Below are 11,794 nucleotides of genomic sequence, written 5' to 3' on the forward strand. Positions count from 1 at the left end.
TACTTTAATAAAATGTATAATTTTACCTATTTATTTTCAAACTACTTATAACACTTATATAAGGAGGTTTCACCTAAATGAAACAGAAATTTTGTATATTACTGCTTATGTGCTCCTTGCTGACTATTGTACCAAATTGTGCACTAGTAGCCAAAGCATCCAACCTGACAATCGATGTTCAGACTGTCACACAAAAAGGTAAGAAACCTTATATAGAATATCAAATTAACAGACCTTCTTTTCATAACTTTTCCGATTCTAAATTTCAAAATAAGCTCAATTTCTATTACAAAAAATCTACTGACAAATTTAAAACCAAATTAGAAAAAGACGCAAAAAAATATTATAAAGAAACAGAAGGATCAAGTACACCATTTCATCCGTACGTGGCGAATGTTGATTATAAAGTCTCTTTAAATAAACCACCTTTTCTTAGCCTATATTTGAATTACTATCAATATACAGGCGGAGCACATGGTCTTTATACGTGGAAGGCAAACACATTCGATTTAAACGAAAAAAAGTTACTACACTTAGACGATTTATTTCAACAAAAAGATGCATACAAAGAAGTAATTCGTGCTGAGATTGTAAGACAAATTAAACAAAATGAAAGTATTTATTTTCCGGATGCATCTGAAAAAGTCATGAGCACGAAAAAGTTCCACTTCTTTTTAGAACCGGACAATCTCGTCATTTATTTCCCTTTATATGAGATTGCCCCTTATTCAAGTGGAATTCCGCAATTTCGTATTCCTTATACGTTGTTAAGAGACTATTTAAAGCCTTCTTATCAAAATATTTTAATTGACAACAAGTAAATCTTTTCGCTACGATAATGTTAACCTAAAAACAACAGGAGGTTAACATTATGAGAAGATTTCATGTTTTAGATTTAGCATTAGCTGCCATGTTCGTTGCTCTTATGGCCATTGGTGCAAATATTGTATCTTGGGCACCATTCTTACAAATAGCGGGCGTCCCACTATCTATGCAACCATTTTTCGCAATTTTAGCAGGGCTTCTTCTTGGAAGTAGACTTGGTGCATTATCAATGACCGTTTACATGCTTGTTGGAGTAGCAGGTGCGCCAATCTTCGCTAACTTCAAAGCTGGATTTGGAGCACTTTTAGATCCTACTGGTGGCTTTATTATTGCATTTATTATCGTTGCTTACGTATCAGGAAAATTAGTAGAACAAAAGGAACGACCGACATTTCGTACATTTGCAATTGCTTCGTTCACAGGAATCATTTTAACGTATATTATCGGTACTACTTACATGTACGGAGCAGTCAATCTCTTCATGGGTGGTAATATGAGCTATAAAGCTGCTTGGATGATTATGATGTGGTTTGCAGTAAAAGATATTGCATTTACCATTATCGGTGCTATTATCGCACCTCGTATATACTATGCTGTACGCCGTTCCGCTTATCAGCATTCTCATTCGACGATTTCATAAGAAAAAGGAGTTGTTCCTACTGGAACAACTCCTTTTTTATATTAAGACTCTTGATTCGTTTGTTCTTCTAAAATTTTCTTCATCATCGTAACCATGTCATCACGTAATTCTGGGTGTTGTAGTGCCATTTCGATTGTTGTTTGAACAAATCCTAACTTTTCACCTACGTCGTAGCGCTTTCCTTCGAAGTCGTAAGCGAATACACGTTGAATTTCGTTTAAGCTTTGAATCGCATCTGTTAACTGAATTTCACCACCAGCACCAACATGTTGCTGGTCTAAGAACATGAAGATTTCAGGTGTTAAAACGTAACGTCCCATAATTGCTAAGTTTGAAGGTGCTGTACCTGCTGCTGGTTTCTCAACGAAATTGCGAACTTGGTAACGACGTCCTTCCTGCTCTAACGGATCGATAATTCCGTAACGGTGTGTTTCATCTTCTGGAACCGTTTGTACACCAATAACAGAAGAAAGCGTTTTATCATATTCTTCAATTAATTGACGTAAACATGGTTTTTCAGCTTGAACGATATCATCACCTAATAAAACAGCAAATGGCTCATCACCAATGAATTTACGCGCACACCAAACAGCGTGACCTAATCCTTTTGGTTCTTTTTGACGAATATAGTGAATGTCTACCATTTTTGAAGAAGCCTGTACTTTTTCAAGTAACTCATACTTTTTCTTTTCTAATAAGTTTTGCTCTAACTCAAATGCATTATCAAAATGATCTTCAATAGAACGCTTCGTTTTACCAGTAACGATAATAATATCTTCGATTCCTGATTTTACTGCTTCTTCTACAATGTATTGGATAGTTGGTTTATCAACAATCGGTAACATTTCTTTCGGCATCGCTTTCGTTGCTGGTAAAAAACGTGTTCCTAATCCAGCTGCTGGGATTATCGCTTTTCTTACTTTTTTCATCACAAAATATCCTCTCTCCTGTCGGAATTCATAGCAATCATTTCCTACATAAAACAAAAGGGAGATCTCGCTCCCTTTTGTTCCTTACTACTTAAAATTACTTTATATTATAAACGATTCATAATATCTTCTTTAATAGTAAGTAACTTTTGTTCACTATTTTGTAAAGAATTATCTTGAACACCGAAGTAGAACTTAATCTTCGGTTCAGTTCCAGATGGACGTAGGCAGAACCAAGAACCATCTTCTAATTGATATTTTAACACATTTGATTTCGGTAAGTGAATCTCTTCTTTATGTCCATCTTGTAAAGATGTAATCATGCTCGCTTTATAGTCTTCAACTGCTACAACTGTTAAGCCCGCTACTTCTTTCGGAGGATTTTCACGGAATGTTGCCATCATTTCTTGGATTTGTTCCGCTCCATCTTTTCCTTTTAGCGTTAACGATACAAGATCTTCACGGAAGAAACCGTACTTCTCAAACACTTCTAATAGACCATCGTATAACGTTTTACCTTGTGATTTGTAGTATGCAGCTACTTCACATGCAAATAGAACAGATTGTACTGCATCTTTATCACGGCAGAATGGACGGATTAAATAACCATAGCTTTCCTCATAACCGAATTGGAATTCGTATTGTCCGCTTTCTTCATACTGTTTAATTTTCTCACCGATAAATTTAAATCCAGTTAACGTATCAACTGTATCTAAACCGTATGCTTTCGCGATTGTACGACCAATTTCAGATGTTACGATTGTTTTTAATACAACACCGTTCTCTGGTAGCGTTCCGTTTTCTTTCTTTTGAGATAATAAGTAATCAAGCATTAATGCACCTGTTTGGTTACCTGTTAATACTTGGAACTCACCATCGTGATTACGAACTGCTACACCAAGGCGGTCTGCGTCAGGATCCGTTGCGATTAACACATCTGCGCCTACCTTCTCACCGTCACGAATTGCATATTCAAATGCTGCGTGCTCTTCTGGGTTCGGTGATTTTACTGTAGAGAAGTTCGGATCTGGTAACTCTTGCTCTTTTACAACTGTTACATCTGTAAATCCAACTTCTTTTAAACCACGGCGTACAGAAATATTTGATGTTCCATGTAGTGGTGTGAAGACGATTTTTAAATCTTTCCCAACCTTTTGTACCATTTCTTTATTAATAATGACATTGTTCAATTCTGCAGCATATGCATCATCGACTTCTTGTCCAATAATATGTAATAAACCGTCAGCTTTTAATTGCTCCACATCAGCAACCTCAACTGTTAATTCATCTTCTACTGCGTTTACGTAGCTAATTAATTCATCAGCTTCTTTTGGAGGCAACTGCCCACCATCTTCACCGTATACTTTATAACCGTTATATTCAGGCGGATTATGACTTGCCGTAAGAACGATTCCACTCACTGTATGTAAATGACGAACTGCGAAAGAAAGCACTGGCGTTGGACGTAAGCTTTCAAACACATATGTTGTAATGCCGTGTGCACCTAGTGTAGCAGCAACTTCCATTGCGAACTCAGGTGATTTATGACGAGAATCATACGCTACAACAACACCACGCTTCTTCGCTTCTTCACCTAACTTTTCAATAAACTTCGCTAATCCTTGTGTCGCTTTACGAACTGTATATACGTTCAGACGGTTCGTACCAGCACCAAGTTCACCACGCATACCACCTGTGCCGAATTCTAGATTTTTATAAAAGCTGTCCTCGATTTTTTTCTCATCTTGCTTCATGTTTTCTAACTGTTCTTTTAGTTCTGCATCTAACTCTGCATATGAAAGCCAGCGACTAAATTCTTGTTTCCAGTTCATACTTCTATCTCCTCTCGCTTGTCATACCTTTATTATATGAAAAAAACAACCTGTATCTCAATATTTTTTACAATCTAACAGGATTTTACTAGGAATATTTGTATACACTATGATTAAATACTCCACTAAAGGGAATGAGGATTATGCAAGAATGGGGCTTGTCAGAAGAGCTCAAAATACAAACAAAGCAAATGATTGAAATTGCTGAAAAAGAATTATCAATTATGAGGCAGGCAATTGATAAAGAAGATGAATGTATTTTGTGCAAGATGGAAGATATTCATCATATGTTAGCAAATGTACAAACACTGGCAGCTACATACTATATTCAAGCGTATTTATCACCTTATACAGAAAGCTCACAGTTCATTACAACAGCTGTTCAACATTTAAGTGCCAGAAAACATGGTGCTCTTATTGTTGTGGAACGAAACGAGCCACTTGAATCTTGTATTCAAACTGGAACAACATTACATGCTCATTTAACCGCACCACTGCTCGAATCGATTTTTTATCCAGGGAACCCTCTTCACGACGGAGCCGTTCTCGTTAAAAATAACCATATTGTTTCTGCTGCTAATATTCTTCCATTAACGAAAAGTACAGAAGTTGATCCTGAACTCGGAACACGTCACAGAGCTGCAATTGGCTTATCAGAAAAAAGCGATGCCCTTATTTTAGTTGTCTCTGAAGAAACGGGCCGCACTTCCTTTGCTTTAAACGGGACTTTATATACAATTTCTCTATAAAGTAAAATTACATCGGCCGTAACACCATATATCAATAAAAAAGGCTGTTCCAAAATGTAGGAACAGCCTTCTCTTATTATCCTATTCTTCTCCGAAACGTTCAACAAGTGTTGCAAGTGTACGTACCATTGCACCTGTCGCTCCAGCTGGTCCTAAATCATGCGCTCCTGATGATTCAGATGTTCCAGCGATGTCTAAATGTACCCAAGGTGTATCTTCAGCGAATTCACCTAGGAATGTACCTGCCATAACCGCATGTCCTTCACGGCCTGGTGAGTTATTTAAATCAGCAAACTTACTGTTTCTCACGCGCTCTTTATCACGATCAAAAATCGGTAATTGCCAAATTGATTCATCTGTTTCCATAGATGCCTCTAGCACTTGCTCGAATAACTCTTCATTATTTGTCATTGCACCTGTCGTATGATTTCCAAGTGCAACAATTACTCCACCTGTCAATGTCGCAACATCAATAAGGTAGTTTGCACCTAATTTTTTAGCATACGTAATACCGTCAGCTAATGCTAAGCGACCTTCTGCATCTGTATTTAATACTTCAATTGTTTTTCCGCTCATAGATGTGATTACATCGTCTGGCTTAAATGCTGTACCACTTACAACGTTATCTGTTGATGGAATAACAGCGATCACATTTTGCTCTGGGCGAAGTTCACCGATAATTTCCATCGCACCTAATACAGCAGCCGCACCGCCCATATCACCTTTCATACCGACCATGCCTTCACGTGGTTTTAAAGAATAACCGCCTGTATCGTATGTGATTCCTTTTCCAACGAATCCAATAACATCTGTCCACTCTTCTTTTCCTTTATAAATAAGAGCGATCATTTTGGGTGGCTCTACACTACCTTGGTTTACTGCAAGTAACGCACCCATACCAAGCTCTTCCATCTCTTCTTTCTCAAGAACTTTATAATCCATATCATACTTCTCGGCTAACTCAACAGCATACTCAGCGAGCTTTGTCGCTGTTAATACGTTTGGCGGCATATTTACAAGTGTACGAGCTGAATTTGTTGCACGCCCATGTACGTAGCCAACTGTTAATGCAGCTTCAATTTCTTGTGTATCTTCCGCTGTAATAGCCGTGAACTTCTCTAGCTCCACACGATCCTTTTTATCTGATTTATACGTTTGTAACTCATATGTACCAAGGCCTTGTACTTCTGCTGCAATATGAGCGACATCAATCGCGTCTAATTTCTCTGTTACGAAAGAATCAAGCAAGATTGCTGCATCTTGTACTTTTGCTGCTTGCAATGTTTTAAATGCCTTACCAAGAGCCGCACGTAATGTTTCTGTCGTATAAGATTCTTTCTTACCTAAACCAACAAAATAATAGCGTTTTACCTCTGTTTTTCCTAAACTATGTACTTTTGAAATAGCTTTCTTCTTCGTAGAAAGTTCTTTCTCTTCTAATAAAACTTGTAATTGTCCTTCAAACGCTTTGTCCAGTTCTTGTACAAAACTACTCGTTTTCTCTTCTTCAAATAAGGCAACAATCACCGCTTCATGGCTTCCTAATTCTTTTTGTACGTGAAACATGTTCAGACCCCCTAAATTTCTCTACTCTATCTTTATTATAACTTTATTTTCGATAAAATGCGACAATTCTAACTTCTGTTACATCCGATATAAAATTAAAAAAGTCTAGGGTAATTACCACTAGACTATCTTTGTTTTAAATATTGACCACGAAACACTTGCATCGTTTCGTCTTGATTTAACATCGTTAACTCTTCTTCTGAAAACTTACCATTTCCTAGCTTAACTATATACACATTTACTTTTTTCTTACCCCATTGGCTATAAACATCTTTCACCGTATCATAATACAAATCAAGACGGTTTCCTTTTATTGCACCGCCCTTATCAGCTACTACACCATACCCATAACCTGGTATGAATAAAATTGTTCCAATCGGGAATACGCGTAAGTCCGCTGCGATTGTGGAATATAAATCCCTTTTCGCCTTAACACCTGAATATGTAATACCATACTCCGGATGTCCCGGCCTCTTACCAGTTGACTCAATTCCCGATGTATAACCTGTTGCAGTCATTTCAATTGAACGATATTTAGACCAGTCATTTGCCTGCTCTAAAGCATTTATCACTTCTTTACTCGGAGCAACATTTCTCTTAACTTCTGCTGCATGTACTTCTTTTGCACTCGTTCCCTCATATTTCTTTACAATCTCTAATAAAGAAACTCCTGTGAAAGCATTCCATGTTACGCATAATGCGGATACAAGTAAACAAGTCATCATAATGCGAATACAATATCGTTTTAACATTTTTATATTCCACACTCCTTCATCGTTAATCATTCCCTATACGATGAAAGAATATGCAAAAAAATAATCTCCAATTGCATTGGAGATTAAAACATTTGATATCCGCTTTTCCGAAGTTTCTTAATAACGATTCCGGCTAAAGCAGCACCAATCAATCCAGTAGATAAAATAAACACATCTGCTTGTCCTAAATGCGATACACTTGTCCCAAATGAAGAGAATGTTTCTTTTGGCTTTGAAAAATAATCCCACACACTCGCCTTATTAATAATAAGCATACAAACAATCGGATACACAATAACCATTACCCATGTCGCTCGTAATATCATGTTGAGTAAAAATCCAATTCCAAAAAACAAAATAAAAAATAACATCATTGAAATAAGTAGTACTGGTATACTCACTCTTTCTCCCTCTCCTTCGTACATGCCGTAAATACGTGATAGGCTGTATAACCAAATTGCTCTCCTGGATTTAATGTTTTGTCCATTTCAAGATGTAATTCTGATTGTCTTTCTAACAAATATGTAATAAGCACAGACGTATTTGGATCGTCCGCAATCGTATCCGGATGTAGAAACGCTACTTCAGACAATTCCTTCTCCTGTACAATAATCTCTTCCCCTTCAGGCTCCAAAAGGAAAATAATCATATTATCACTAATCTCATTGCGAATCACGCCCGATCTAACACCAATGATCCCCTTCACATGAGCGACAATACCTGTCTCTTCTAACACTTCACGCTTCACAGCTTCATCAACGGTCTCACCTTCATTTACAAATCCAGCCGGTAAAGACCATTTCCCCTTTAATCCACTGTATTTCTTCTTAACGAATAGCCACCTGCCATCTTTTGTAGCTACTAGCCCACTGACAGCTAACCATACTTTTCCTCGCTTCTCCATGATGTAATAACCTCCTCTATTAGAACGGACAGAATATTCTTTCTTTTTATACATTATACTATATTTTTAAAATGAAAAAAGCAGAAACAGCTCTTAGCCGTTTCTGCTTTCTCTACTATATATTAAAAGAACTTTAATTTACCTTTTTTAAGAACTAATAAAGGTCCACCTAATAAGAATAGGTAACGGTTATCGATAACTTTCTTCATGAAGGAAGCTTTCCAACCTGTTAACTTTTTGCCCATGACAACGCCCATTGCATCGTCATGACCTAAAGAACATACAGATCCTTTATTGTCGAATACGAATTTCTTCATTTCACCTTTACCACGAACTAACACAGTTAAGTTGTGCGCAATGTTGTAACCTTGTTGAATTGCGATCTGTGCTGTTGGTGGGTATGGACGGTTAATTTCTTCGTTAATGATTAACGCTGCGTCACCAACCATGAATACATCTTCGTATCCTGGAGCGTGCATGTACTCATCAACTTTTACACGTCCGCGCATTGCTTCAAAACCAGACTCTTCCACAATACCGTTACCACGAACACCTGCAGCCCAAACTACTGTTTCAGACTTAATTAATTCAGTGTCATCACCATTTGCAACGATAATACCTTCTTCAGTTGCTTCTTTAATTGCTGTACCGATGCGGAATTCTACACCTTTTTTCTCAAGTTGTTTCACAGCGTATTCTACTAACGCTGGATCGAAACCTGGAAGTGCTGTTGGAGCAGCTTCTACACAAATAATACGTGCTTTTTCACGTGGTACATTGTACTGTTTACAAAGTTCAGGAACGCGGTTTGCAAGCTCACCTACGTACTCGATACCAGTAAATCCAGCACCACCAACAACGATTGTTACTAACTCATCGCGCTTTTCATCTGCATATTTAGCGAAGCTAGCTTCCATATGCTCACGAATTTGACGAGTTGCATTAATGTTAGCGATTGAGAATGCATGCTCTTTTAATCCTGTAATTCCGAATGTTTCTGATTCGAAACCAAGACCGATTACTAAGTAGTCATATTCTAACTCGCCGTCTTTTAAGATAATGCGTTTTTCAGCAGCTTTAATTTCTACTACTGTATCTTGTACAAAGTTCACTTTATTTGTATCAATAACGTCTTGAATATCTAGACAGATTTTTTCATCTTGTAATGTACCAGCTGCGCTCTCGTGTAACCAAGTCGCTTGGTAGTGATAGCTGTTGTTGTTTACTAACGTAATTTCAGCTTCATTTACAGATAATGCTTTTTGCAGACGAACAGTCGTAATCATCCCGCCATAACCTGCACCTAAAACTACGATTTTTGGAGTCTTCACCAAATCACAACCCTTTTCTTTATATAATAGTAATGAAAAATAATACCAAGTACTAAAAACTCTATTTGTCAAGAATGTGGAATTTATCACATTCTATATCATAACAAAACGCAGTCAAAAAATCGTACGAATTTTGTCATAGAAATTTAACATAATACTTCCCTATATTAGTCGGTTTTATTCCAGAATTCAAGCGTCTGGAGAATTATCAATATTTTAAAATAACATAGCGTTTTCAAGGGTTTTTCAGCCTTTTTTTCATGTATTTTCCTTTCTGTATATTTTATACAATGTAAAAAGCATCTATGCGAAAACTTACACACAATTCAGTCGTTTTCAGAAGTATTATGAACTCAAATATGCTATCATTTATTTGAAAGTGTCATCATTTGCAGGATTTTCGTGTACATATGAACAATATATGAAATCAATATCAAAATTCCATCTATAGGGGGAATGAAAGTGGCAGAAAATCAAAAAGTTTACGACATAACAATTATTGGTGGTGGTCCAACAGGACTATTCACAGCATTTTATGGTGGTATGAGACAAGCAAGTGTAAAAATTATTGAAAGCTTACCTCAGCTTGGAGGACAATTATCCGCACTCTACCCTGAAAAATACATTTATGATGTAGCCGGATTCCCGAAAGTGCGTGCACAAGAATTAGTTGATAACTTAAAAGAGCAAATGAAGAAATTTGATCCAACCGTTTGTTTAGAAGAAGCTGTTGATACGCTTGAGAAACAAGCTGACGGTATATTTAAACTTGTTACAAATAAGCAAACTCACTATTCTAAATCAGTAATTATTACTGCTGGCAATGGTGCTTTCCAACCACGCCGCTTAGAATTAGAGGGAACAGCAAAGTATGAAAAGAAAAACTTACATTATTTCGTTGATGATATGAATAAATTTGCTGGTAAGCGCGTCGTAGTATTTGGCGGCGGCGATTCAGCTGTTGATTGGACAATGATGTTAGAGCCAATCGCTGACAAAGTTACAATCGTTCATCGCCGTGATAAATTCCGTGCGCATGAACATAGCGTAGAAAGCTTAATGAACTCTCGTGCAGAAGTAAGCACACCATACGTTCCAGTAGAACTCATTGGTGATGACAAAATTGAACAAGTCGTTCTTCAGCATGTAAAAACGGAAGAAAAAATTATCATCGATGTTGATGATGTAATCGTAAACTACGGCTTCGTTTCTTCCCTTGGCCCAATTAAAAACTGGGGCTTAGATATACAAAAAAACAGCATTCTCGTGAACTCGAAAATGGAAACAAATATTCCTGGCATTTACGCTGCTGGTGACATTTGTACATATGAAGGAAAAGTAAAACTCATTGCTTGCGGCTTCGGTGAAGCACCAACAGCAGTAAACAATGCAAAAGCTTACTTCGATCCAAACGCAAAACTTCAACCGATGCATAGCTCTAGTATGTTTTAATATACAAAAATAAAGCTCCTTCCATGTATGGAAGGAGCTTTTCTTTATATATCAAAAACAAAAGCACAATGAATCCAATACAAGATCGAACTCATCGTGCTTTTCACCTAAAAAAGAATTATTGTTTTCTTCTTCTACCTAATATGAATAATACTCCGCCAACTAAGAATGAAATTCCCGCACCAACTGACATCATCAATGGAGATGCTGCCCCTGTTTTAGGTAATTCTCTTTCTACTTTTACTTGCGGCTCTTTAATTAATTTTTCCAATCTGACTTCTGGATTTTCTGGTTTCACCTCTGGTTCCTTCGGCTCTTTCGGATCCTCCGGTTTCACTTCCGGCTCTTTTGGATCTTCCGGTTTCACTTCTGGTTCTTTCAGATCCTCCGGTTTCACTTCTGGCTCTTTTGGATCTTCCGGTTTCACTTCTGGTTCTTTCGGATCCTCCGGTTTCACTTCTGGCTCTTTCGGATCTTCCGGTTTCACTTCTGGTTCTTTCGGATCCTCCGGTTTCACTTCTGGCTCTTTTGGATCTTCCGGTTTCACTTCTGGCTCTTTTGGATCTTCCGGTTTCACTTCTGGTTCTTTCGGATCCTCCGGTTTCACTTCTGGCTCTTTCGGATCTTCCGGTTTCACTTCTGGTTCTTTCGGATCCTCCGGTTTCACTTCTGGCTCTTTTGGATCTTCCGGTTTCACTTCTGGCTCTTTTGGATCTTCCGGTTTCACTTCTGGTTCTTTTGGATCTTCCGGTTTCACTTCTGGCTCTTTTGGATCTTCCGGTTTCACTTCTGGCTCTTTTGGATCTTCCGG

12 protein-coding genes are annotated in these 11,794 nt (G+C 37.6%); 4 read left to right on the forward strand and 8 right to left on the reverse strand.

Features of this window, described 5'->3' with window-relative positions:
* Positions 1-77 precede the first annotated feature (77 nt).
* Both PDQ68_RS25810 and PDQ68_RS25815 read left to right on the forward strand, forming a co-directional pair.
* Positions 78-821, forward strand: coding sequence for a DUF3298 and DUF4163 domain-containing protein (locus PDQ68_RS25810; RefSeq protein ID WP_014893444.1), 744 nt, complete (start codon positions 78-80; stop codon positions 819-821).
* A gap of 50 nt (positions 822-871) precedes the next feature.
* Complete coding sequence (locus PDQ68_RS25815; protein WP_048553477.1) at positions 872-1,465, forward strand: biotin transporter BioY; 594 nt, start codon at positions 872-874, stop codon at positions 1,463-1,465.
* 41 nt (positions 1,466-1,506) lie between these two features.
* Here the strand turns inward: PDQ68_RS25815 and galU are convergent, their stop codons facing one another.
* Complete coding sequence (gene galU, locus PDQ68_RS25820) at positions 1,507-2,394, reverse strand: UTP--glucose-1-phosphate uridylyltransferase GalU (RefSeq protein ID WP_061183246.1); 888 nt, start codon at positions 2,392-2,394, stop codon at positions 1,507-1,509.
* A gap of 107 nt (positions 2,395-2,501) precedes the next feature.
* A complete protein-coding gene (locus PDQ68_RS25825) occupies positions 2,502-4,226 on the reverse strand; it encodes a phospho-sugar mutase (protein ID WP_001104186.1) in 1,725 nt (574 codons plus the stop codon).
* Positions 4,227-4,369: 143 nt separating this feature from the next.
* On the opposite strand from PDQ68_RS25825, the gene cdaS reads away from it, so the two are divergent.
* The gene (gene cdaS / locus PDQ68_RS25830) at positions 4,370-4,975 is read left to right on the forward strand and encodes a sporulation-specific diadenylate cyclase CdaS (RefSeq protein ID WP_001158738.1); all 606 of its coding nucleotides are present in this window, start codon (positions 4,370-4,372) and stop codon (positions 4,973-4,975) included.
* Between the two features lie 81 nt (positions 4,976-5,056).
* Here cdaS and pepA read toward each other — a convergent pair whose 3' ends face one another.
* The 5 genes from pepA to PDQ68_RS25855 all read right to left on the reverse strand — a co-directional run bounded on the left by pepA (position 5,057) and on the right by PDQ68_RS25855 (position 9,531).
* Positions 5,057-6,541 carry a cytosol aminopeptidase gene (pepA, locus tag PDQ68_RS25835; RefSeq protein WP_016718796.1) on the reverse strand — a complete coding sequence of 495 codons (1,485 nt, stop codon included), beginning with the start codon at positions 6,539-6,541 and terminating at the stop codon, positions 5,057-5,059.
* 125 nt (positions 6,542-6,666) lie between these two features.
* Positions 6,667-7,293: a 3D domain-containing protein gene (locus PDQ68_RS25840; protein WP_000920108.1), complete on the reverse strand. Its 627-nt coding sequence runs from the start codon at positions 7,291-7,293 to the stop codon at positions 6,667-6,669.
* 86 nt (positions 7,294-7,379) lie between these two features.
* Complete coding sequence (locus PDQ68_RS25845; protein WP_061183240.1) at positions 7,380-7,697, reverse strand: YuiB family protein; 318 nt, start codon at positions 7,695-7,697, stop codon at positions 7,380-7,382.
* The gene (locus PDQ68_RS25850; RefSeq protein ID WP_061183239.1) at positions 7,694-8,200 is read right to left on the reverse strand and encodes an NUDIX hydrolase; all 507 of its coding nucleotides are present in this window, start codon (positions 8,198-8,200) and stop codon (positions 7,694-7,696) included. Before PDQ68_RS25850 ends, PDQ68_RS25845 begins: the two co-directional genes overlap by 4 nt.
* A gap of 122 nt (positions 8,201-8,322) precedes the next feature.
* Positions 8,323-9,531: an NAD(P)/FAD-dependent oxidoreductase gene (locus PDQ68_RS25855; protein WP_000856615.1), complete on the reverse strand. Its 1,209-nt coding sequence runs from the start codon at positions 9,529-9,531 to the stop codon at positions 8,323-8,325.
* 462 nt (positions 9,532-9,993) lie between these two features.
* Between PDQ68_RS25855 and PDQ68_RS25860 the strand changes: the two genes are divergently transcribed.
* Positions 9,994-10,983: an NAD(P)/FAD-dependent oxidoreductase gene (locus tag PDQ68_RS25860; protein ID WP_000829779.1), complete on the forward strand. Its 990-nt coding sequence runs from the start codon at positions 9,994-9,996 to the stop codon at positions 10,981-10,983.
* A gap of 118 nt (positions 10,984-11,101) precedes the next feature.
* Here PDQ68_RS25860 and PDQ68_RS25865 read toward each other — a convergent pair.
* A partial coding sequence (locus PDQ68_RS25865; protein WP_270787065.1) for an LPXTG cell wall anchor domain-containing protein occupies positions 11,102-11,794 on the reverse strand: 693 nt, incomplete at its 5' end.

The sequence above is a fragment of the Bacillus cereus group sp. Bc010 genome (assembly GCF_027716745.1).
Classification (GTDB): domain Bacteria; phylum Bacillota; class Bacilli; order Bacillales; family Bacillaceae_G; genus Bacillus_A; species Bacillus_A pacificus.

Excerpts from the sequence above, each read along its gene's own strand:
- PDQ68_RS25815 (WP_048553477.1), top strand. The coding sequence starts at position 872 with ATGAGAAGATTTCATGTTTTAGATTTAGCATTAGCTGCCATGTTCGTT.
- galU (WP_061183246.1), bottom strand. The coding sequence starts at position 2,394 with ATGAAAAAAGTAAGAAAAGCGATAATCCCAGCAGCTGGATTAGGAACA.
- PDQ68_RS25850 (WP_061183239.1), bottom strand. The coding sequence starts at position 8,200 with ATGGAGAAGCGAGGAAAAGTATGGTTAGCTGTCAGTGGGCTAGTAGCT.
- PDQ68_RS25840 (WP_000920108.1), bottom strand. The coding sequence starts at position 7,293 with ATGTTAAAACGATATTGTATTCGCATTATGATGACTTGTTTACTTGTA.
- PDQ68_RS25810 (WP_014893444.1), top strand. The coding sequence starts at position 78 with ATGAAACAGAAATTTTGTATATTACTGCTTATGTGCTCCTTGCTGACT.
- cdaS (WP_001158738.1), top strand. The coding sequence starts at position 4,370 with ATGCAAGAATGGGGCTTGTCAGAAGAGCTCAAAATACAAACAAAGCAA.
- PDQ68_RS25825 (WP_001104186.1), bottom strand. The coding sequence starts at position 4,226 with ATGAACTGGAAACAAGAATTTAGTCGCTGGCTTTCATATGCAGAGTTA.
- pepA (WP_016718796.1), bottom strand. The coding sequence starts at position 6,541 with ATGTTTCACGTACAAAAAGAATTAGGAAGCCATGAAGCGGTGATTGTT.